Annotated in this window: 17 protein-coding genes; 11 read left to right on the top strand and 6 right to left on the bottom strand. The window is 35.6% G+C overall.

Annotated elements, in window-relative coordinates; genetic code table 11:
• On the bottom strand, positions 1-351 hold the full coding sequence (gene panD / locus B3L86_RS01540; RefSeq protein WP_291114291.1) for an aspartate 1-decarboxylase: 351 nt from the start codon (positions 349-351) through the stop codon (positions 1-3).
• A gap of 13 nt (positions 352-364) precedes the next feature.
• Positions 365-1213, bottom strand: a complete 849-nt coding sequence (gene panC / locus B3L86_RS01535) for a pantoate--beta-alanine ligase (RefSeq protein ID WP_291114289.1) — start codon at positions 1211-1213, stop codon at positions 365-367.
• Between the two features lie 107 nt (positions 1214-1320).
• Between panC and B3L86_RS01530 the strand changes: the two genes are divergently transcribed.
• From B3L86_RS01530 to B3L86_RS01500, 7 genes are all read left to right on the top strand, one after another.
• Complete coding sequence (locus B3L86_RS01530; RefSeq protein WP_291114287.1) at positions 1321-2130, top strand: glycogen/starch synthase; 810 nt, start codon at positions 1321-1323, stop codon at positions 2128-2130.
• Positions 2131-2146: 16 nt separating this feature from the next.
• On the top strand, positions 2147-3733 hold the full coding sequence (locus B3L86_RS01525) for a DUF4270 domain-containing protein (protein ID WP_291114285.1): 1587 nt from the start codon (positions 2147-2149) through the stop codon (positions 3731-3733).
• 6 nt (positions 3734-3739) lie between these two features.
• Complete coding sequence (glmS, locus tag B3L86_RS01520) at positions 3740-5587, top strand: glutamine--fructose-6-phosphate transaminase (isomerizing) (RefSeq protein WP_291114283.1); 1848 nt, start codon at positions 3740-3742, stop codon at positions 5585-5587.
• Positions 5588-5881: 294 nt separating this feature from the next.
• A complete protein-coding gene (locus B3L86_RS01515) occupies positions 5882-8686 on the top strand; it encodes a carboxypeptidase-like regulatory domain-containing protein (RefSeq protein WP_291114281.1) in 2805 nt (934 codons plus the stop codon).
• A 31-nt stretch (positions 8687-8717) separates the two neighbouring features.
• Complete coding sequence (locus B3L86_RS01510; RefSeq protein WP_188361068.1) at positions 8718-10256, top strand: G-D-S-L family lipolytic protein; 1539 nt, start codon at positions 8718-8720, stop codon at positions 10254-10256.
• A gap of 217 nt (positions 10257-10473) precedes the next feature.
• Positions 10474-11985: a F0F1 ATP synthase subunit beta gene (gene atpD, locus B3L86_RS01505; protein ID WP_291114279.1), complete on the top strand. Its 1512-nt coding sequence runs from the start codon at positions 10474-10476 to the stop codon at positions 11983-11985.
• 71 nt (positions 11986-12056) lie between these two features.
• Positions 12057-12335 carry a FoF1 ATP synthase subunit delta/epsilon gene (locus tag B3L86_RS01500; protein WP_291114277.1) on the top strand — a complete coding sequence of 93 codons (279 nt, stop codon included), beginning with the start codon at positions 12057-12059 and terminating at the stop codon, positions 12333-12335.
• Positions 12336-12417: 82 nt separating this feature from the next.
• On the opposite strand, the gene B3L86_RS01495 is transcribed toward B3L86_RS01500, so the two are convergent.
• A complete protein-coding gene (locus B3L86_RS01495; protein ID WP_291114275.1) occupies positions 12418-12624 on the bottom strand; it encodes a helix-turn-helix domain-containing protein in 207 nt (68 codons plus the stop codon).
• 2 nt (positions 12625-12626) lie between these two features.
• The gene (locus B3L86_RS01490; protein ID WP_291114273.1) at positions 12627-13130 is read right to left on the bottom strand and encodes a DUF2975 domain-containing protein; all 504 of its coding nucleotides are present in this window, start codon (positions 13128-13130) and stop codon (positions 12627-12629) included.
• A gap of 121 nt (positions 13131-13251) precedes the next feature.
• Here B3L86_RS01490 and B3L86_RS01485 point away from each other — a divergent pair, with 121 nt between their 5' ends.
• The 4 genes from B3L86_RS01485 (at position 13252) to B3L86_RS01470 (ending at position 17564) form a co-directional block, all read left to right on the top strand.
• Positions 13252-14397, top strand: a complete 1146-nt coding sequence (locus B3L86_RS01485; RefSeq protein ID WP_291114271.1) for an aminotransferase class I/II-fold pyridoxal phosphate-dependent enzyme — start codon at positions 13252-13254, stop codon at positions 14395-14397.
• A gap of 81 nt (positions 14398-14478) precedes the next feature.
• Positions 14479-15099, top strand: coding sequence for a dethiobiotin synthase (gene bioD, locus B3L86_RS01480; RefSeq protein ID WP_291114269.1), 621 nt, complete (start codon positions 14479-14481; stop codon positions 15097-15099).
• A gap of 18 nt (positions 15100-15117) precedes the next feature.
• Positions 15118-16383 (top strand): adenosylmethionine--8-amino-7-oxononanoate transaminase, encoded by a 1266-nt coding sequence (bioA, locus tag B3L86_RS01475; protein WP_291114267.1) that lies wholly within the window; start codon positions 15118-15120, stop codon positions 16381-16383.
• 23 nt (positions 16384-16406) lie between these two features.
• Positions 16407-17564, top strand: coding sequence for a beta-ketoacyl synthase N-terminal-like domain-containing protein (locus B3L86_RS01470; protein WP_291114265.1), 1158 nt, complete (start codon positions 16407-16409; stop codon positions 17562-17564).
• A gap of 48 nt (positions 17565-17612) precedes the next feature.
• Here the strand turns inward: B3L86_RS01470 and B3L86_RS01465 are convergent, their stop codons facing one another.
• A complete protein-coding gene (locus B3L86_RS01465; RefSeq protein WP_291114263.1) occupies positions 17613-20039 on the bottom strand; it encodes a T9SS sorting signal type C domain-containing protein in 2427 nt (808 codons plus the stop codon).
• 342 nt (positions 20040-20381) lie between these two features.
• On the bottom strand, positions 20382-22847 hold the full coding sequence (locus B3L86_RS01460) for a T9SS sorting signal type C domain-containing protein (RefSeq protein ID WP_291114261.1): 2466 nt from the start codon (positions 22845-22847) through the stop codon (positions 20382-20384).
• Positions 22848-23187: the final 340 nt, after the last annotated feature.

Genomic DNA, 23187 nt, shown 5'->3' with positions numbered 1-23187 from the left:
TTAGGTCAAGGAGTTGTCTTTTTCGTTTGGGAAAACTAACGAAGGTTTGAAGGTTTTGGCTTCTTCAATATCTAAAATTCCGTAAGAAATAATGATAATAATATCGCCTTTTTGAACTTTTCGGGCTGCAGGACCATTTAAGGTTATTTCACCGCTGTTGCGATTCCCTTTAATTACATAGGTCTCTAAACGTTCACCATTGTTGATGTTTACAATAGAAACTTTTTCTCCCTCCACTAAGTTCGAAGCGTCCATAAGGGCTTCGTCAATAGTAATACTTCCGATATAATTTAAATCGGCACCAGTTACCGTCACACGGTGAATCTTGGATTTAACAACTTGAATTTGCATGGTGCAAAGGTAATTAATTTAATGAAATCGTATCTATCAATCGGATATTGTTAACAAAAACCGCAATAAAAGCCCTATATTTTTTGTTTTTAGATTTTCTCAGACAGGTTTTTAGGGAGGTTTCGTCAGCAATTTCAAAATATTCCAAGGAGAACGTTTGGTGGTTTTGGAATACTTTAGTTACCCAATCGCTAACCTCTTTAGCACTTTTCGTGCCAAATTTTAGTTTTGCTTGTTGTAATGTATTGTAAATCAGTGCAGCATCTTTTCTTTCCGTGTCAGAAAGGCGTTCGTTTCGTGAACTCATTGCCAGACCGTTTGCTTCTCGATGGATAGGGCAAGGCACTATATTTACAGGGATTTTATATTTTGAAACCAATTTTTTGACAATTTGCAACTGTTGGAAATCTTTTTCACCAAAGTAGGCATTGGTGGGTTGAACGATTTCAAAAAGTTTTTTTACCACAGTACCCACCCCGTCAAAATGTCCGGGTCTGAATTTGCCTTCCATTTGAAATTCTAAACCATCAAAAGAAAATGGTGCTGCTTTTTCATTTGGCGTATAAAGGTCAGCTACTTCAGGGGCATAAACTATCACATTGGGGTTCAGTTTTTCAATTTTTTGAATATCAGCTTCTAAAGTGCGTGGGTATTTCACCAAATCTTCAGGGTTGTTAAACTGGGTAGGGTTGACAAAAATACTGATTACAGTTATGGTATTGTTTTTTGCGGCAGTATCCAAAAGAGATAGGTGGCCTTGGTGCAATGCTCCCATTGTTGGAACAAAACCTATCGATTTGGTTTTTACCCAAAAGGGCTTTAAATAAGTGCCTAGATCTGCTTTGTTGTTGAAAACGAGCATTTGTTTTGAGTTAAATAAGGTGCAAACTTACTATTTTAGTAATTAACTCCATAAATTTTTGTAATTTTGCATGTTTTTAAATCTAACCCATAAAAGTTCAAAACCCTATGAAGGACAAGAGGATATTGTATGTATCATCTGAGGTGGTGCCTTATTTAGCAGAAAATGAAGTTTCCAATATGTCGTATGATGTGCCAAAAATGATCAATGATCAAGGAGGACAGATACGTATATTTATGCCTAGATACGGTAACATTAATGAGCGAAGACATCAATTGCATGAAGTAATCCGGCTCTCAGGAATGAATTTAGTTGTTAATGATTTGGATATGCCTTTGATTATAAAGGTAGCTTCCATTCCAAAAGAACGAATTCAAGTTTATTTCATTGATAATGATGACTATTTTAAGAGAAAAGCAACGTTTACTGACGAATTGGGTGTTTTGTTTCCGGATAATGACGAGCGAGCTATTTTCTTTGCCAAAGGAGTTGTTGAAACTGTAAAAAAATTAAATTGGGTTCCGGATATTATTCACGTACACGGATGGTTGGCTTCATTATTGCCGCTTTATATGAAGCATTATTATAAAAACGAAGCATTATTTGCAGAAACAAAAATTGTAACTTCTGTTTACAGTCAGTCTTTTGAAGGGAATTTAGACATGCAATTGCTTAATAAGGTTGCGTTTGACGGTATTTCAAATGAATCTGCTCAATTTTTGGCAGAACCTAATTATGAAAACATAATTAAAACAGCTGTGATGCACTCCGACGCTGTAATAATTGCATCAGAAGGTGTTTCTTCAAGTTTAACAAAATTTATAGAATCATCAGAAAAACCTTTTTTACCTTTCGCCTCTAAAGATCGTTTTGCGGAAATGTATACCGATTTCTATAAAAATACTGTATTACTATAATTTTTTAAAATTCAGAATGTTAACACAAAAAAGTTTATACAACGCTTTAGTTGCCGTTTTTTTTCTTGTTTTCCTAGGCTCATGCGATAAGGATTTTAACACCATTGGGGGTGATATTATTGGAGATGATCACTTTGATTTGTTGGCTTATCGCGATGCAAAAGTGAATGCTTTTAATCAACGTGTTGGCGTGATTCAGAGTAATAATTTGGATGTAAATCCTTTAGGAGTGTATAATAATCCGGTTTTCGGGAAAACGATTGCTCATTTTGTTACGCAACTTGAAGTAAGCTCATCCAATATTAATCCAACCTATGGGGAAAATATTGAAGTAGAATCGGTTGAGTTAATAATCCCTTATTTCAGCAAAAGGACCAATACAAATGATGATGGAGAAAGTACTTATAAGCTGGATTCTATTTACGGGACTGCATTATCTAAGATGAAATTAGATGTTTATGAAAACGGCTATTTTCTTAGAGACTTAGATCCAAATTCGAATTTCACACAATCGCAGAAATATTATACGGATCAAAAAGCAGATTTTGACGCTAACATTGTGGGGAATCGATTAAATGATGATGAAGCTGTTTCACAAAATGATGAGTTCTTTTTTGACCCAGCCGAACGTGTGGCCACTACAGTTGATGAAGATGATAATGAAACCGTTACTCGTTCAGCACCAGCCATGGTCTTAAAATTAAATAAAGACTTTTTTAAGACCAAGATTTTAAGTAGTCAAGGAAAGTCAAAAATGGTGAACAACAACCTTTTTAAAAATTATTTTAGAGGTTTGTATTTTAAAATTGATGAACTAGGGGCATCTAATACATTAGCGTTATTAAACTTCAAACAAGGTAAAATCACCATTAAGTATAAAGAAGATTTAGTTTCCGGAGAGGAGACCACACGAGTAGATAAAGTTGTTGAACTTAATCTTCTTGGCAACACCGTTAGTTTGCAGGAAACAACCAATAGTCCGGTTTATGAAAATGCTTTATCCAGTAGTAATTCCACAACAGGTGATCCAAGTTTGTATCTTAAAGGAGGTTCGGGATCTATGGCAATAATTGAATTGTTTACATTAGAAGAATTAGAGGATTTGCGTGCTAAAAGATGGTTGGTTAATGAAGCTAATCTAACTTTTTACATAGAAAATACATTGATGGGAACTAATTCTCCTGAACCTGAGAGAATTTTTCTTTATGATTTAAACAACAAGAGACCTTTGCTGGACTATTATTTAGATTTAACATCAATTGCTTCGAAACCAAAAAGAGGAAAGTTTATACATGGAGGGTTAATTCAAAAAGAAGAAGCTGAGGATGGAAGAGGTGTTTATTATAAAGTTCGTATTACCAATCATATTTCAAATTTGATTAGAAAAGACTCAACTAATGTTAAGTTGGGATTAGTGGTGACGGAAGATTTTAGACAGATTACGAATTACAGTAGAAAGAATTCATTGCCGGAAGATTTATTTAAAAGTGTACCAGCCGGAACAGTTCTAAACCCTTTAGGTACCGTAATTCATGGAAATCATCCATCTGTACCAGCGGATAAAAAGTTGCGTTTGGAGATATTTTATACAAAACCTAATTGATAGAGTATGTGTGGAATTGTAGGCTATATAGGTAAAAGAGACGCTTATTCTATTGTTATTAAGGGATTAAAACGATTAGAATACAGAGGCTATGATAGTGCAGGAATAATGCTGCATGATGGTAAAAATTTAAAAGTATCTAAAACAAAAGGGAAAGTAACAGATTTAGAAGCCAAAGCAGCTTCTGAAAATAACATCTATGGTTCCATTGGAATGGGTCACACTCGTTGGGCCACTCATGGTGTGCCAAATGATGTAAACTCACATCCACATCTTTCTAATTCAGGTAAGCTTGCTATCATTCATAATGGTATAATTGAAAATTATGAACCTCTAAAAAAAGAATTATTAAAGAGAGGTTATGTTTTTCATTCAGATACAGACACAGAAGTATTAGTAAATTTGATTGAAGATGTTCAAAAGCAAGAGAAAGTAAAATTAGGTAAAGCAGTTCAAATAGCTTTAAACCAAGTAGTGGGAGCTTATGCGATTGCCGTATTTGATGTCGAAAAACCAGATGAAATTGTTGTTGCGAGATTAGGAAGTCCGTTGGCTATTGGTATTGGTGAAAATGAGTTTTTTATTGCATCAGATGCCTCGCCTTTTATTGAATATACCACGAATGCAATTTATTTAGAAGATGAAGAAATGGCAATCGTTCGGTTACACAAACCCATTAAAGTACGAAAAATAAAAGATGATACTTTGGTTGACCCGTATGTTCAAGAGTTGAAAATGAACTTGGAACAAATTGAAAAAGGGGGTTATGAGCATTTTATGCTTAAAGAAATTTATGAGCAACCAAATGTAATTAAAGATACCTACAGAGGAAGACTCTCTGCAACCACCGGAATAATTAAAATGGCCGGAATTGAAGATAACATTGAAAAATTTCTTCAAGCAGACAGAATTATAATTATTGCTTGTGGTACTTCATGGCATGCCGGATTAGTAGCTGAATATGTTATTGAAGAGTTTACAAGAATTCCTGTTGAGGTTGAATATGCTTCGGAATTCAGATATAGAAATCCAATTGTAAATTCTAACGATGTTGTTATTGCTATATCGCAATCCGGTGAAACAGCTGACACTTTGGCGGCCATAAAATTAGCCAAAGAAAGAGGAGCTTTTGTTTTTGGAGTATGTAATGTAGTGGGTTCTTCTATTTCAAGAGAAACACACGCCGGTGCTTATACCCATGCAGGTCCAGAAATTGGAGTGGCATCAACAAAGGCATTTACAACACAAATAACAGTTCTTACTCTAATAGCTTTACGATTGGCAAAAGCCAAAGGAACGCTTTCTAAATCTGATTTTTTCAGATATTTAAATGAATTAGAATTAATTCCGGAAAAAGTACAAGAAGCTTTATTGACCAATACAGAAGTTGAAAAGATAGCCAAATTAATAAAGGATAGCAATAACAGTCTTTATTTGGGAAGAGGATATAATTTTCCGGTAGCATTAGAAGGGGCTTTAAAACTAAAAGAAATATCGTATATTCATGCTGAGGGATATCCTGCTGCAGAAATGAAACATGGTCCAATTGCTTTGATTGATGAACACATGCCGGTTATTGTTATTGCACCAAAGCAAGGCCACTATGATAAAGTGGTAAGTAATATACAAGAAATAAAATCCAGAAGCGGAAAAATAATTGCTGTTGTTACAAAAGGTGATACGCAAGTGAAGGCATTAGCAGATTATATAATTGAAATTCCGGAGACATCGGATGCTTTATCACCACTTTTGACAACCATTCCACTTCAATTGTTGTCGTATCACATAGCTGTCTTAAGGGGATGTAATGTAGATCAACCAAGAAATTTGGCAAAATCGGTTACTGTAGAATAACAGTTTTTCATTATAAAATTACAAAAGGGCGGGATATTTATCTCGCCCTTTATATTTTTTTATAGAATCCCTTAATTTTTATTTTTTATGTAATTTATTTTTAAAAAATAGTATGAACGCATACTATTTTTAGGTTTTTTATCAAAAAGGTTAAAGATTTCACAAAATTAACCGTTGCGAAAATCATAAAATCAACACTATATTGGTGTTAAATGTTGTAAAAATCAGCCGATTTTTTATTGATATCAAAATAATTTGTACTTTGGTAACTTAAACTAACAAAATTCTAACCTTATGAAAGTGTATTTATTTATTCTGTCATTGTTTATTTGTGGCGTCTCATTTGCACAAAGTACGATTTCAGGATCTGTTGTTGATGCAACCAATCAACCCATTCCTGGAGCAAGTATTAAAATTGTTGGCGAAGCCATAGGAACAGTTACCGATTTTGATGGTAACTTTACTTTGTCAACCCAAAAAAATCCACCTTATGTCATAGAGATATCAAGTATTGGATTTGCTTCTCAAAAAGTAAACATTACCAGCAGTTCTCAAAAAGTGACTGTTAAACTTAGTGAAGAAGAAACCCGATTAAACGAGATTGTGGTGTCTGCTTCTCGAACACCGGAGCGAATTCTGGAATCTCCTGTAACCATTGAAAGAATGACTTTGCAGGAAATTAAAAACACAACATCTGCAACGTATTATGATGGTTTAGAAAATTTAAAAGAGGTGCATTTTAACACTAGTAGTTTAAACTTTAAATCAATAAATACTAGAGGGTTTGCAACTGTTGCTAATACACGTTTTATGCAATTGGTTGACGGAATGGATAACTCTTCTCCGATGTTGAACTTTGTATTAGGAAACCTTATAGGACTTTCTGAACTAGACGTTCAAAGCGTTGAATTATTACCCGGAGCCTCATCGGCTCTTTATGGGGCTAATGCCTTCAATGGTATTTTATTTATGAATAGTAAAAGCCCTTTCACACATCAAGGAATAAGCTTTTATTCAAAATATGGACAAACGTCTCAAAAAATTGCCGGCGATAATGATTATTGGGATTTTGGAATTAGAGCAGCTCATGCTTTCACAAAACATTTTGCTGCAAAAGTTAATTTTACTTACCTAAGAGCAACAGAATGGATTCCTGCTGATGAAAGAAGTGTTTCAGGCGGAACTATTGGTCATGCAAACAACCAAAATTATGATGGATTGAATATATATGGAGATGAGGTTACTACGTTTATACCAAACGTGGGACAAGTTTCCAGAACAGGTTATGCAGAGCAAGATTTAAACGATAATAAATTGGAAAATGTAAAATTTGATGCTTCGATTCATATCAAACCTTGGGATGATGATTTTGAGATTATTGCAACCCACAAAATTGGTTTGGGAAATACAGTTTACCAAGGAGCAAATCGCTATCGTTTAGAAAACTTTAGAATGCAACAAAGTAAATTAGAAATCAAAAATAGAAATTTCTTTGTTCGTGGTTATATTACCACAGAAGACGCTGGTGATTCTTATGACATGCGTTTTGCCGCATGGAATGTGAACAGATCTTGGAAATCAGATCAAGAGTGGTTTACAAATTATGCAACTGCTTATTTAAATTCAAGTATATTTTTAGGAGCAGATGCCACTACAGCATCCGGCATTGCTAGAAATTTTGCTGACTACAACCAAGTGCCAGCTGCTTTAACAGGAATTTTAACACCATCTACTTCTCCATCAAGATTTATGCCCGGTACTCCTGAATTCCAAAATGCGTTGGAGGCTGTAACCGCAGATCCGGATTTAAGAACAGGAGCAAAATTTAAAGATGAATCCATAATTTATCATTCCGATTTAAATTACAATTTTAAAGAAATTATAAATTTTGCCGAAATTCAAGTAGGAGGTTCTTATAGAATGTATGAATTAAATTCCGATGGAACTATTTTTACGGATTACGACGGGCCAATCAGATATAAAGAATATGGAGCCTATACACAACTTCAAAAGAAGTTCTTAGCAGAGGAACGCCTAAAATTTACAGGATCTATTCGTTATGACAAATCTCAAAATTTTGATGGACAGTTTTCACCAAGAGTTTCTTTGGTTTATTCAGCAGGGGAACTTAAAAATCATAATTTTAGAGCTTCCTTTCAAACCGGTTTTAGAAATCCGACAACACAAGATCAATATATTGGTTTAGATTTAGGACCATTTGCTTTAATTGGCTCAACACCTGACAATTTATCTCGCTATGTTGAAACCTTAAACGTTAGTGCTCAAGGTCAAACATTTCCGGGTGTTGGTCCAACAGTGACTTTTACCGGAGCAGATGCTTATAACAATAATTTATATACAGCTTCCTCTGCAGCACTTTTTGCTGCTACTCAAAATCCAGGGGTTTTGGAAGTGGCCAATATCGCTTTAGTTAAACCGGAATTTGTAAAAGCTTTCGAAGTGGGTTATAAATCGGTTTTAGAAAATGGACTTTCTGTTGATTTGAATGCTTATTATAACATTTATGATGATTTCATGAGTACATCTCGTGTTATTAAGCCTTACTATGGAACCGTTGGTACCGATTTTACTGATCCGGAAGTACAACAATCATTACAGGCCTTAGCTAATGGTGACCGTAGAGTATATCAAGTATACACCAATACAACAGAAACTGTGAATTCACTTGGATTTGGTGTAGGACTATCTAAAAAAGTATTTGGTAATTATGAAGTAGGGGTGAATTATAACCATGCTCAGTTTGAGTTTGATCAATCAAAAGATCCTTCATTTATTGCCGGTTTCAATACACCTAAACACAGAGTAAAAGCATCTTTAAGCAATACGGAGCTATTTAAAAACTTTGGTTTTGGAGTGAATGCAAGATGGAGTGATGAATATTTGTGGCAATCTTCATTTGCAGATGGCTTGATACCTGCAGTAACTGTGTTTGATGCACAAATTACCTATGCTGTACCTACCATTAAATCAGTTTTCAAACTTAGTGGAGCCAATATTGGAGGTAATGATTATCTTCAAGTTGTTGGTGCCGGTAGAATTGGGCAACAGTATTTAATTGGATGGACAATTAATCCATAAGAAGTATTTAATTTTAAAAAAGTAAGAAACCATGATAAAAAATTTCAAATTGCTACTATTAGTTTCCTTAGGGTTTGTAGCTTGTAATTCAGATGAAGAAGATATTTCGGGTATTTTACCTGAAGAACCACCAGTAACTGCAGGAAGTGCCGATTTTTCAAAATATGTTGCTTTGGGAAATTCATTAACGGCGGGATTTAGCGATGGAGCTTTATTCATTAAAAGTCAAGAAAACAGTTATGCTAAACTACTCGCCGATCAATTTGAGTTGGCCGGTGGCGGAGAATTTAGGATTCCATTTATGAATGATAACGTAGGAGGTTTGCTTTTTGGAGGCATGCCTAATGCATCTTTCGGTCCCAGATTAATATTTAACGGTGCCGCTCCAATTCCTTTACCTGGGGGTACCCCTTCAACCGAAACGTTTAATGTTGTTAGTGGGCCTTTTAATAATTTAGGTGTTCCGGGAGCCAAGAGTTTTCACTTATTAGCTCCGGGTTATGGAAATCCCGCAAATCTACCGGCAGCTGCAAATCCTTATTTTGTTAGAATGGCATCCGCTCCGGGAACCTCAGTTTTAGCTGATGCTATGGCTCAAAATCCGACCTTCTTTTCGTTGTGGATTGGGAATAATGATGTGTTAGGTTATGCTCTATCAGGTGGCGATGGAACAAATCCAATTACTGATGAAGCTACTTTTACTTTTGCTATAAATACATTAATTACCACTTTAACTTCAGCTGGTGCTAAAGGTGTTGTAGCTAATATACCAGATGTAAAAACTATTCCTCATTTTAAAGTGGTGCCTTTTAATCCTCTAAGTCCTTCTAATCCATCATTCGGACCAATGATACCGACATTGAATGCAACTTTTGCTCAATTAAATCAGGCTTTTGCATTTTTAGGAGTACCTGAGCGTTCTATTCAATTTAACACAAATTCCAATAGCCCCGTGGTGATCCATGACGAATCGTTATTAAATATTTCCGCTCAACTTACAGCCGTTCTTCAAGGAGGTGGTTTAGATCCGGTTACTGCCGCTCTGTTTGGCAGTCAATTTGGACAATGTAGACAAGCCACAAATCAAGATTTATTTGTATTGCCTTCTTCAAATATCATTGGTCAACTCAATACGGCTAGATTTACAACCTTAGTAGGTATGGGTGTGCCGGCTGCTACAGCAGGACAGCTTTCAATTAATGGTGTAACTTTTCCATTAGAAGACAAATGGGTGTTGTTGCCAAGTGAACAGGCAGATTTGGCTGCCGCCACTGCTACTTTCAATACAATAATTAAAAATGCAGCAGAGGGGGCTAATTTGGCTTTTGTTGATGCCTTTGCAATATTAACTCAATTATCTACTACAGGAATTCGTTTTGATAACTTTCACATGACGAATGCATTTGTTTCGGGAGGAGCTTTCTCCTTGGACGGAATCCACATTACGGCTCGTGGAAATGCCTATATTGCAAACAAATTTACGGAAGCAATTAATGCTACCTATGGATCTACGCTTCGAATGAATAAAATGAAAGATTTTCAAATTCATTACCCTCCTATTTTAAATTAATTTAAAAAATCCATTTTAAACCACCTCTAATCAAGGTGGTTTTTTGTTTTTATGTACTTTGTTTAAGCGTTAGGAGTCTATGATTAGAATAATTCAAAAAAACCTAAAAAAAACACGCATTTACTATTGATTTTATATTTTTAAAAATTATCTTTGCACTCTGAAAAAAGAGGTGTTTACCATAAACATAAATAGCTATTAAATAAATACATAAGCAATGTCAAAAGTAATAGGAAAAGTTTCCCAAATCATCGGTCCGGTAGTAGATGTAGTGTTTAACTCTAAGGATGCCGAATTGCCAAAAATTTATGATTCTGTTGAAATCACTAAACAAGATGGTACCAAGTTAGTTCTTGAAGTACAATCTCACATTGGTGAAGACACTGTTAGAACCATCTCAATGGACTCTACAGACGGTTTAAGCAGAGGAACAGAAGTGGTAGCTACAGGTGCTCCAATTCAAATGCCAATTGGTCCGGATGTTTACGGAAGACTTTTTAATGTAATTGGTGATGCCATTGATGGTTTAGGTGATTTGCCTAAAGCAGGTGTTGATGGAATATCAATCCACAGACCGGCTCCAAAATTTGACCAATTATCAACTTCAACAGAAGTTTTATTTACAGGTATTAAAGTAATCGACCTTATCGAACCTTATGCAAAAGGTGGTAAAATTGGATTGTTTGGTGGTGCCGGTGTAGGTAAAACCGTATTGATCCAAGAGTTGATTAACAACATCGCAAAAGGTCACGGTGGACTTTCTGTATTCGCAGGAGTAGGAGAAAGAACACGTGAAGGAAACGATTTACTTCGTGAGATGTTGGAATCAGGAATTATAAAATATGGAGAAGATTTCATGCACTCTATGGAAAATGGAGGATGGGATTTATCTAAAGTAGATAAACCGGGAATGAGAGAGTCTAAAGCTACTTTCGTATTCGGACAAATGAACGAACCACCGGGAGCTCGTGCTCGTGTGGCGTTATCAGGACTTTCTATTGCAGAATATTTCCGTGATGGTGCAGGTTCAGACCAAGGAAAAGATGTACTTTTCTTCGTAGATAACATCTTCCGTTTTACACAAGCAGGTTCTGAGGTTTCGGCTCTTTTAGGTCGTATGCCTTCTGCGGTAGGTTACCAACCAACATTGGCAACAGAAATGGGTGCCATGCAAGAGCGTATTACGTCAACCAAAAAGGGATCTATTACTTCTGTACAAGCGGTTTACGTACCTGCGGATGACTTAACCGATCCGGCTCCTGCAACAACGTTTGCTCACTTAGATGCAACAACGGTATTGTCTCGTAAAATTGCCGAGCTAGGTATTTATCCTGCAGTAGATCCATTGGATTCTACGTCAAGAATTTTGACAGCAGATATTTTAGGAGATGAGCATTATAACTGTGCTCAACGCGTTAAAGAAATTCTTCAAAAATACAAACAACTTCAAGACATTATCGCCATCTTAGGTATGGAAGAGTTGTCTGAAGAAGATAAATTATCAGTATCTCGTGCTCGTCGTGTACAACGTTTCTTATCGCAACCTTTCCACGTTGCAGAACAGTTTACAGGTATCCCGGGAGTATTGGTAGATATTAAAGAAACAATCAAAGGATTCAACATGATTATGGATGGTGAATTAGACCATCTTCCTGAAGCAGCTTTCAACTTGAAAGGTACTATCGAAGATGCTATTGAAGCCGGACAAAAAATGTTAGCAGAAGCATAAATAGTTGGCAGTAATTAGTAAGCAGTCTTCAGACTGACCACTAAAAACTGACCACTAAAAACTTAATAAATATGATTTTAGAAATAATATCACCCGAGGCAGTTTTATTCAAAGGCGAAGTAATCTCAGTTACCGTTCCGGGAACTAATGGAGAATTTCAAATGTTGAACAATCACGCTGCTATAGTTTCTTCTTTAGGAAAAGGAACCGTTAGGTTTGAAGGAAATAATGTAACCTTTTCTAAAGATGTTGCGGCTAAATTCAGTCAACAAGGAACTACATATAGTTTGTCAATCAATTCAGGTACGCTTGAAATGAACAACAATAAAGCAATTGTTTTAGTAGATTAAACTACATTTTTATAAAATATTAGAAAGTCATACAGCAATGTGTGACTTTTTTTATGAGCTATTTCCCGCTTTCATAACACCATTATTCCTTCAAAAATTCCATAATATCACCCGGCTGACATTCCAAAATTTCACAAATCAATTCCAATGTCGAAAACCGGATAGCTTTCGCTTTTCCGGTTTTTAAAATAGAAAGATTGGCTGTTGTGATGCCAATTTTTTCGGCCAATTCATTCGAACGCATTTTGCGTTTGGCTAGCATTACATCTAAGTTTACTATGATAGGCATGATTAAATGGTTAATTCATTTTCTTCTTTTAATTTTTTACCCATTAGAAAAACTTCTGATAAAACACTAAAAAATAATCCCAAAGCAAGAACATATAGAAATGGACCGTAACCAATGTCAATAGTTAATTTTCCAATAAGTAGTTGTAATGCAAAAGTAAGTAACGCGTAAACTACGGCATTTATCATGATCAACTGACCAATTTTGTTCAGTAATTTTGCGTTCTCTACTTCAAAAATTATAAGCTTTTTAAAGTTCTCTAGTAATTTCCTAAAAAAGTATAGTGCATAAATAAATAGGCCAAAGTGCATCAACGCCACCGGCAATAAATATTTGCTTTGGCCAATTGATGTATCTATTTCCAAATCATTTATTTTAAGCGGGATGTCAATGGTTTCGTTGCTAAAAATGATGAAAACAAAAAAGACAATAATAAGAGGCAACGCAAACAGTGACATGATCCAAATAAAATCAACAATAGCTTTTAAAATGTTTAATTTTCTCATGGTAATTGGTTTTAAGTTGAAGACAAATATATAAAAATTATTGATAAACAATAATTAAATATCAAAAAACAGATAAATATTTAAAAAAATTTATGAATTTTGATTTTTACATTTGTGAGATATGAAGTCACTACCCAGTTCATTACTTAAAAAATTAGAAATTCGTGAGCAAAATGCTTCCTTACGAAAATTGCCCGTTCCATCATCGCTCATTGATTTCTCGTCTAATGATTATCTGGGATTTGCAAACAATGAAGAAATTTTTCATCAAACACATGAATTACTGATTACTCGGAATTTAAAAATAAACGGGGCCACCGGATCAAGATTGCTTTCTGGAAATCACGCTTTATATACAGAAACGGAAGAATTCATCGCTCAATTTCATCAAACCGAAGCGGCACTCATTTTTAATTCCGGTTATGATGCCAACGTAGGCTTTTTTAGTTCCGTACCGCAACGTAACGACATTATTTTATATGATGAATTGTGTCATGCTTCCATTCGAGATGGCATTCAAATGAGTTTGGCCAAATCCTATAAATTCACTCATAATGATTTATCAGCTTTAGAAAACCTACTGTCAAAGTTTCAACCCGCTCCTGAAACTTTGGGACGCAACCCGCAACCCGAAAACATTTTCATTGTCACCGAATCCATTTTTTCCATGGATGGCGATTCGCCCGATTTGGAACAAATGATTGGCTTAACCGAAAAATACAACGCCTACTTCGTTGTTGACGAAGCTCATGCCTTAGGTGTTATTGGTGAAAATGGAGAAGGTTTGGTTCAAAACTTACAACTTCAAGACAAAGTATTTGCTCGAATCATGACTTTTGGAAAAGCTTTAGGATGCCACGGTGCTGCTGTCTTGGGGAGTTTGCAATTAAAAAATTACCTCATAAATTTTGCCCGTAGCTTTATTTACACCACAGGTATGTCACCTCATGCGGTGGCTACGATTTGGGTTGCCTATCAACAGCTTTCTAAAAGTCAAACCGAAAGAGTACAATTAATTAAAAATAGCACACTTTTTGACGAATTACTCCAATCACCCATCACCCAACATCCATCACCCATTAAGTCAATTCTTTTTTCTGGAAATGAACGCGTGAAAAATATCGCTTATCAATTACAACAAAATGGATTTGATGTAAAACCCATTCTTTCACCCACTGTTCCTGAAGGCAAAGAACGACTTCGATTTTGTATTCATAGTTACAACACGGAAAAACAAATTTTTGATCTGCTTGCCTTGTTATCATAGCTTTGTTGATTTTTGTTATATAATCCTAAAAGCCTTGCGAACTTTGCCATTCTTTGCGAACTTTGCGTTTAAACCATTAACATGAAATTTTTTATTACCGGAATTGGCACCGACGTAGGCAAAACCATTGCCTCAGCCATTATTACAGAAGCCTTACAAGCCGATTATTGGAAACCCATTCAAGCCGGAGAATTGGATTTTTCAGATAAAGACAAAGTCAAATCGCTCTTGTCCAATTCCAAATCTGAAATATATGACAACAACTATGCGTTGCATACGCCTGCCAGTCCGCATTATGCTGCAGTAATTGACGGAATTACCATTGACATAAAAAACATTCAAGCACCCCAAACCAAAAATCATTTGGTGATTGAAGGTGCCGGTGGTATTTTTGTACCCATCAATCAAAGGGAAACTATTATGGATTTAATCCAACCCGATTACAAAGTAATTGTAGTTTCCCGTCATTATTTGGGGAGTATTAATCATACTTTGTTGACCATAGAAGCCTTGCAAAACAGAAAAATAAACATTGGAGGGATTCTTTTTTCAGGAAACGAAAATCAAGGAACGGAATCCATTATTCTTTCCAAAACCGGAATACCTTTTTTAGGAAGAATTGATAACGAACCCTATTTTGATCAAAATGTAATTTCGTATTATGCCGAAAAATTCAAAGAAAATCTTATTAGCCTAATCTAACAATCCAAAAATCTAAAAATGACTCTCTCCCAAAAAGATCAACTTTATAATTGGCACCCTTATACCCAACATCAAACCACCGGACTTTTACCGGCAATTGTGAAAGGAGATGGTGTTTATCTATGGGATGAAAACGGCAAGCAATACCTTGATGCTATTTCCAGTTGGTGGGTCAATCCTTTTGGTCATTCCAACCCCGTTCTGGCTGAAGCAATTTACAAACAGCTGATTACTTTAGAGCACGTTTTGTTTGGAGGTTTTACCAATAAACCGGCGGTTGAATTGGCAGAAAAGTTGCTTGCTATGTTGCCTTCTAACCAAAGGAAGTTGTTTTATTCAGATAATGGTTCCACCGCTGTTGAAATTGCGATCAAAGCCGCTTTGCAGTATTTTTACAATAAAGGAGAAAAACGCACCAAAATCATCGCTTTTGAAAATGGTTTTCACGGCGATACCTTTGGAGCAATGGCAGCGAGTGGCATTAGTTTTTTTACGGAAGCTTTTCAGGGTTCGATGCTGGAAGTGGTTCGAATTCCTATTCCGACTGCAGAAAATGATAGTTTGACGGTTTTGAATGACTTACTTCAAACCAATGAATTTGCTGCTTTTATCTTTGAACCCCTTGTTCAAGGAGCGGCCGGAATGGTGATGTATGAAGCATCGAAATTGGATAAATTGATGGGGCTTTGCAAAAAAAATAATGTATTTACTATTGCTGATGAAATCATGACCGGATTTGGTAAAACCGGAAAAACCTTTGCTTGTAATTATTTGACCGAACAACCGGATATGATGTGTTTATCAAAAGCTTTAACAGGAGGAACTATTCCAATGGCTGTGACGAGTTTTTCGCAACAAATTTTTGACGGGTTTTTATCTGAAAATGTCAATAAAGCCTTGTTTCATGGTCATACCTTCACAGGAAATCCAACCGGATGTGCAGCAGCTCTAGCGGCTATTTCCTTATTGGAGTCTGAAGATATGCAAAGCAACATACAGCGTATTTCTGCCCAACATTTGACATTTCAAAAACAAATTATATCACATCCTAAAGTAAAAACAACACGTGTTTTGGGAATTATTTTTGCTATGGAAATTGAATCTATCGGAGACCAAAGCTATTACGGTTCCTTGCGAAATCAACTCTATGATTTTTTTATTGAACAAGGAATTATACTCCGACCGGTTGGCAACGTAGTATATATTTTACCCCCTTATATTACCACGAATGAACAATTGGAAATAATTTATACAACACTTTCAAAAGCTTTGGAGATAGTGTAAATTTGTATTCCAAAACTACACTATTGCATCCAAAAATTGCCATAACATCACTTGCTTCTTTTTCTCCATTAGGTCAAACAAAATCAGCTGTTTGGGAAAATTACCTTGCGAAAAAACCACTGATTTCTGAAAAAGTAATTGGAAATACTCCAACTTTAGTTGCTGCTTTGCCTGAGGTATTGACTCATGAAGTGGAACAACTGAGAAATTCTGATTCGAAATACAAGTTTTTAGATGCTTCTGTTTTGTATGCTATTTTAGCCGCACGAGCTGCAATCGCTCAAACGGATTGGTCATCCACTTCTGATTTTGGCATCAATATCGGCTCATCAAGAGGGGCCACCCGGTTATTTGAAAACCACCATAAAGATTTTTTAAAAACGGGAAAGGTCTCCACTTTGGCATCACCAACAACTACCTTAGGGAACATTTCCAGTTGGGTGGCTCATGATTTACAGACAATCGGGCCTGAAATATCTCATTCCATAACGTGCTCTACTGCTTTGCATGCGTTATTGAATGGGGTAGCATGGTTAAAAAGCGGCATGGCTCACCAGTTTTTAGTGGGTGGCAGTGAAGCTCCATTGACTCCTTTTACCATTGCACAAATGCGAGCCATGAAGATTTATGCTTCCGAGTTTGTTGAGTATTCTTGTAGAACGTTTGATTTTGACAAAACAAAAAACACCATGGTTTTGGGAGAAGGTGCTGCTGTAGCTTGTTTGGAAATAGGGGAAAAGGAAAAGGCTTTGGCTTATATTGAAGGTGTTGGTTATGCCACAGAGGTATTGCAACACGGTGTTTCCATTTCAGCCGAAGCCTTATGTTTTCAACGTTCTATGAAAATGGCGTTGGGTTCAATTCGACCTGAGGAAGTAGATGTTATAGTTACCCATTCACCAGGGACAATAAAAGGAGATGTTAGTGAGAGCAATGCCATTACAGCTGTTTTTGGCTCAAAAAAACCTTTGCTTACCAATAACAAATGGAAAATAGGCCACACCTTTGGAGCTTCAGGGTTGTTAAGTATCGAAATGGCCGTCTTGATGATGCAACACAATCAATTGATACAGGTGCCTTTTTTAAAGCATCAAGAACAATATAAACCGATTCAGAAAGTATTAGTGAATGCTGTTGGTTTTGGAGGTAATGCCGTTAGTGTATTGCTCTCTTTATCATAAAAAAAATACCGCTACTGGAGCGGTACTTCTTAACTAACAAAATGTAACCTATTGTAGAATAATTTTTCGGGTTATTGTTTTATTGTTTTCCAACACTACTTTTACAATTAGGAAAGCAGTATTCAAATCAAAAGTATTGGTCACAAATTCCGATGTGTCAAGGCTGATATTGCTGAAAATTCGTTTTCCTAAAACATCATAAATTTCGATTCCGGTAATATTAGAAGCAGTAGATGCGGCTGTAATTGTTTTATTAGAACCGTAAATAAGAACGCTATCTTCATTAAATAGTGGATTATCGACACTTAAAATTTGGTTCACATAATGCACCTGGAAACGCTCGTTAAAACTACCTGCTGCTGATGTGAATGTAAAAGGAGCCTCTTTTAGGTTGTGATAAGTATCAGTAGTGGTATCTTTTATATAGATCGCTTGGTTTGTATTGAAGAGTCCTTCTGCACTATCAAGTTCAAAGGTATAAGTGCCGGCGGTTGGAACTTTATAACCCAAGTAAACAACATCTTGATTGCTAAATGGTAAAGCCTTGCCTTGTATGGTAACATTTTTGTTGTTAACAATAGTATAGACATCAATGGTACTACTTGTAAAAGTTACGGCATCATAAGAAAGGTCAAAATCATTGGTTGCCCCTTCCACATATCCCACCAAAAGTTGTCTGAACATGTTGGTATTTGCTCCTTTTATATTAATCCAGTACCTATCATATTCCGTGTTCAAAGGGGGGTATTGGAATTCATAAACACTATCGTATTGTGTAGTGTTTTCTGAGGATGTTCTATAAAAAGATGTGTTGCTTGTGTTTTGTTGTAAAATTCTCATGCTGTTGTCAAACTGAACATTGCCATCAACCAATTGTTTAACAAAGAACCCTTGGCCTGAGGCAATTTTTCCGTTTGGTCTCAGATTTTCTAAAGGAGTTGTTGAGGTTGTTGTACTTCCGGTTAAGTTCCATGAAGCATAATCGGATTGTGAGTAGGAACCTCCAGTATATTGTGTGTTTGATGTCCAAAAATACAAAGTGTTAATTTGCAAGGACTGATTTGTTGCGTTTCTTACAAATCGTGCGGCATCAATAGCACTAGGGTAAGGGTTTCCTAATAATACTGTATTTCCTGTTACATCAGAAGATCCGTCATAGATATTTGCTTCAACTGAAATGGTTCCATTATTAGGTTTTCCGTCGAATGTAAACGAAAGTGTTCCGCCACCTGCATTATATGGAGCAACATTTCTCACTCGGCTAATAAAACCTCTTCCCGGTGTTGTAGTTACAAGATTCACCCAGGCTCCATCAATAGTTCCGGTAGTATTCCATACATATTTTTTATCAAAATCACTTGGAATTTGACTGACTACATTTTCTTGTATAGGACTCCCCCAATACACATAATCCAATCCTTTCATGGTTCGGGTGTTGCGAGTCATTAGGAGGTTATTGCCCGTATAAGTTGCATTTGGATCAATTTGTACCAAACTACCACCATTTTGAATGGCTATTGTGCCATTGTTTATAATGTCATGCCTTACGTTAACAAAGTTACCGTTTGTTATTGTTAAAACACCTGTAGTGGTCACTATTAATTTACATGCATTAAAACTAGGGCCGTTGTAAGGGCCTGATATTTCTACTGTTGCACCGTTATTAGGGAATCCTTTAGACCAAGTGCTTCCATCCCAAGTTGTAGTTATGAGTGATAAGCAAGAACCAAAAATTTCATTAATCAAAGCCGCATAAGCGGGCGGGTAACCATTTATGGGATCGATAGAATTATTACCGCCTTGAACGCTAATATTAATTGTTGCATTAGGGTCTATAAAGTAAAATTGACCACCGGAGCCTTGATTGATAAAGATACCAATGATATCGCCTCCAACTATAAGATTTCCATTGTTTTGTATTTGCGAAGCAGTATTGGAATTTAAATTACCCACAATTATTACTTCTGCCATGCCGAATTTTGTTGTACCGTCATTGGTATAATTGCCATAAACAACTATAACTGCGGTATCACTATTGCCATTTCCAACGGTAAATGTGCCGCCATTATTTACTACAACATTTCCTTGAATATTGATGCGTCGGCCATTGTCAACATCTAACTTGCCGTTGGTTCCATTGATAGTAATGTTACCGGTATTTAAAAATGAATTTGTTGTTGTTCCGCCATGGTTAATGTTTAAGGTGCCGTTAATAATCAAATGAGCGGGAGAAATTGAACCATTTTCTCCGGTTGAAACCGTGTGGTTTAAAATGGTAATGGTATTAGTGTTGTTAAAAGATACTGCATAAGGTGCAGTTGTTGCGTTCACCCAACCCGACCCGTTATAGATTTGCCATCCGGTAGGATTGTTAAAAGTGACGTTGTTTTGATTGGTTCGATAATCGCCCGTGACTTGCGAAAATAGACTGCCGGTTGTGACCAGCAAGAATAGCATTACAATTTTTGTACGCATGGTTAATTTTAGACTTAGGGTTAATAGACGGGGCAATATTACAATTTTTTTTATAAACGATGCATTTTGTCGATAAAATATAAAATATAATTAATCAATTTTTATTAAACGACATAAAATAAATGCATCTTGTCGATTAAAATAATCATTTAATCGATTATATCTTACAAAATTATAATTTCTATTTTTACTTGATTTTTATTTTGTAAGAATTAATAAAATGCGTTAAAAATCAACACATTGTGCGTATTATAGGAAATTATACACAAAGAATTAAGTTGAAAAAAACCGCAAATTTCACTTTGCGGTTTTTTAAGTATTAGGGTTTAACTATATTTTTCTTTAGTGCAAAATAATTTTTTGAGTATCTGTAGTGTTATTCTCTAAAACGGTTTTAATTATCAAAAATGATTTACTTTTAGTTTGTAGTGGAGTCGTAAATTCATTTGTGTCTAAAGACGTATTTGAAAATAATAGTTTACCTAAAATATCATATACTTGCACCTTTTTAATTTTTAACTCCTTAGAAAAAATGTAGATGGATTTTTCAGAACCATAAGTCAATACCTCATTTTCAATGATGTCTCCACTATAAGTAGCCTTTTCTATATCATAAAGTAGTTCAAATCGATTATTGAAAGATCCTACGGTTGTGTTGAAACTGAAAGCCCCATTTCTTAAATTATGATAGGTATTATTGGTTTTATCATGAAGGTATACCGGAAAACCTTTCTCAAAAAATCCGTCTTGTCCGTTGATTTGTATCGAGTAGTTTCCTGCTTCGTTTGTTTTGAATCCAATAGCAACAACATCATCTTCTTTGAATGGAAGAGCTCTACCTTGTATGGCTAAGTTTTTATCTTCTAATACACTATAAAAATCGATGTTGTTGGATGTAAAGCTTATGCCGTCAAATGCATCTTCAAATCCATTTGTTGCTCCTTCAATATAACCAACCATCATATTTCTAAACGCCCCTTTGTTATTTGATAGGGTTAACCAAATACGGTTTCTTTGTCTTTGTGTTGAAATGTGTTGGTTACTCTTAAGTGGGTTTGCTGTTCTGAAAAATTGATTATTCTCATCCTTTTTACGCATAGCGTTGTTGAACAGAGCGGTGCTATTTGCTTTTGCTTGAACAAATATACCTTGACCGGAAGCAATAGTTCCTCTTGGGTCTAAATCTTCATTATCAGTAGTACTATCTGGGGCATTAGAGCCACTTTTATTCCAAGTAGCATAATCCATGACGTTATATTCACCAGTTCCTGAATATAATGTTACTGATGTCCAAAAATGAATGGTTCCAGAAAGAACGTTATTATTTGCTTCTATAAATTTTGCTGCATCGATACCGCTTGGATAGGGGTTTGCCAATAAATTGTAGTTACTATAATTCGTTGCAACATTATCCACAAAGCTAACAGGTGCAGTTACAACGCCATTATTAGGCTTTCCTGTAAAGGTGAATGTTATTGGAGTAGGTGCTACAATAGTCGGATCAGGGTTTCTGTATCTTGTAATGAATCCGTTGCCCGGACTTGGTGTTGTTGTTGTCAAATCAAACCAATTGGCATTGGCTCCCGCTTGCCATCTGAATTTTTTATCAAATAAAGTCGGAATTTGTTCGATTACATTTTCTTGAACCGGAGAACCCCAATAGACATAATCATTTCTCTTCATAGGTCTGGAAGTTCTTTTGACTGTAATACTGTTTCCAGAGAAAGTTGATGCATCATCATTTTGCACTAAGCTACCTCCGCTTTCAATTACAATTGCCCCTTGATTATCAATACTACCTTCTACTTCCACATAATTGTTTGGATGGATAGTTAGAGTAGCATCATTATTTATTTTTAAAAAACAACTGCTGAAAGAAGCCCCGGAATAATTAGCAGCAATTATTGCACGAGATTCTAGTGTAGGTACTTCATTGTTTGTCCAAGAAGTTCCGTTCCAAACTAATAGTTTGTTATCGTAAGTAACTTTTCGGGTATGTGAAAAAGGCTGGCCACTAATAGTAGTAATATAGGTTAAATTAATCTCATAGACACCGTATTGATTTAAATCTAAAACTAAAGGATTATTTGTTGAATTAATTACAATATTATTGGGTTGTTTAATTGACCAACTGAATGTTGTATTGTTTCCGGCAACTCCAACATAACTAGGAACTAGCGAAACATTAAAAACAGACGCATTACAGTCTGCGAATGCAGCAGTAATGATGCTTAATAATGTACCATTAGACTGCATCAATTCAAAAAATGAAACCGGGTCACCTGGGCCATTTCCGTTACAAGTTGAAAATAATACGGTTCCTATATAAATTCTTTTTGAAGCATTGCAAGTGTTGTTGTTTTCGGCAGGTATTAAGCCACCCGGATGCACTGATAAAGACATGTTTTCAGGAAAATGTAAATCAGCATTACCTAAGAAATTAATTGTTCCAACATTTTGTGTAACAATAGTTGAAGTCGCATTGATGTACACATTTTGATTTAGTGCAATATTGATTTCTCCGTTTACAGTTAGGTTGCCAAATTGAAAAGGCATTAAAGCATTAAAGTTAGCACTAGTTGGTATCGTAACGGTATGGCCCGACACGATTTCAACATCAAAAGCTCCGCTAATCTGTCCAGGATAATTTGTAGCATCTACCCAATTGGTGCCGTTGTAAACTTCCCAACTTGAAGCTAGATTCCAAGCAACTGGACCCGCTCCTTTAGATCGATAATCTCCAGGGTTTTGACTAAGTACCCCAAAGGTACTTATCAGGGCGATAATAAGTAATAATTTTGTACGCATGATTTGTTAAGTTTTCCATTATTAAATAATTAAAAACGCTATAGGGCTGGATTTGGAGAGACAAAATTCTGCACAAATAAACAAGAAGCCTAGTTTTTTCGACATACAACATAGAAACTCGATTAAATGCAGGTTTTTACAAGAGGAATTATATTTATTCTAACGAATTTTAAAAAGAATTAAAAAAAAATCAAAATAATCGACTAAATGCACAAATTGTTATGAATTAATTAAAATTTACAATCCAAATTCTAAATGTCTATAAGTTTTTTTTAAATGTTTTGAAAAGTATTTAAAATGGTATTACTTTTTTTGTAGAAAAAGGTAGTTAGTCGGTGTT

The organism is Flavobacterium sp. UBA6135, from assembly GCF_002428305.1.
Classification (GTDB): domain Bacteria; phylum Bacteroidota; class Bacteroidia; order Flavobacteriales; family Flavobacteriaceae; genus Flavobacterium.
Note: the sequence above shows the minus strand (reverse complement) of the source record. Positions and strands in the feature narration are given on the sequence as shown.

What these genes read in the sequence shown, in the direction of transcription:
- panD (WP_291114291.1), bottom strand. Translation starts at nt 351, where the DNA reads ATGCAAATTCAAGTTGTTAAATCCAAGATTCACCGTGTGACGGTAACT.
- panC (WP_291114289.1), bottom strand. Translation starts at nt 1,213, where the DNA reads ATGCTCGTTTTCAACAACAAAGCAGATCTAGGCACTTATTTAAAGCCC.
- B3L86_RS01530 (WP_291114287.1), top strand. Translation starts at nt 1,321, where the DNA reads ATGAAGGACAAGAGGATATTGTATGTATCATCTGAGGTGGTGCCTTAT.
- B3L86_RS01525 (WP_291114285.1), top strand. Translation starts at nt 2,147, where the DNA reads ATGTTAACACAAAAAAGTTTATACAACGCTTTAGTTGCCGTTTTTTTT.
- glmS (WP_291114283.1), top strand. Translation starts at nt 3,740, where the DNA reads ATGTGTGGAATTGTAGGCTATATAGGTAAAAGAGACGCTTATTCTATT.
- B3L86_RS01515 (WP_291114281.1), top strand. Translation starts at nt 5,882, where the DNA reads ATGAAAGTGTATTTATTTATTCTGTCATTGTTTATTTGTGGCGTCTCA.
- B3L86_RS01510 (WP_188361068.1), top strand. Translation starts at nt 8,718, where the DNA reads ATGATAAAAAATTTCAAATTGCTACTATTAGTTTCCTTAGGGTTTGTA.
- atpD (WP_291114279.1), top strand. Translation starts at nt 10,474, where the DNA reads ATGTCAAAAGTAATAGGAAAAGTTTCCCAAATCATCGGTCCGGTAGTA.
- B3L86_RS01500 (WP_291114277.1), top strand. Translation starts at nt 12,057, where the DNA reads ATGATTTTAGAAATAATATCACCCGAGGCAGTTTTATTCAAAGGCGAA.
- B3L86_RS01495 (WP_291114275.1), bottom strand. Translation starts at nt 12,624, where the DNA reads ATGCCTATCATAGTAAACTTAGATGTAATGCTAGCCAAACGCAAAATG.
- B3L86_RS01490 (WP_291114273.1), bottom strand. Translation starts at nt 13,130, where the DNA reads ATGAGAAAATTAAACATTTTAAAAGCTATTGTTGATTTTATTTGGATC.
- B3L86_RS01485 (WP_291114271.1), top strand. Translation starts at nt 13,252, where the DNA reads ATGAAGTCACTACCCAGTTCATTACTTAAAAAATTAGAAATTCGTGAG.
- bioD (WP_291114269.1), top strand. Translation starts at nt 14,479, where the DNA reads ATGAAATTTTTTATTACCGGAATTGGCACCGACGTAGGCAAAACCATT.
- bioA (WP_291114267.1), top strand. Translation starts at nt 15,118, where the DNA reads ATGACTCTCTCCCAAAAAGATCAACTTTATAATTGGCACCCTTATACC.
- B3L86_RS01465 (WP_291114263.1), bottom strand. Translation starts at nt 20,039, where the DNA reads ATGCGTACAAAAATTGTAATGCTATTCTTGCTGGTCACAACCGGCAGT.
- B3L86_RS01460 (WP_291114261.1), bottom strand. Translation starts at nt 22,847, where the DNA reads ATGCGTACAAAATTATTACTTATTATCGCCCTGATAAGTACCTTTGGG.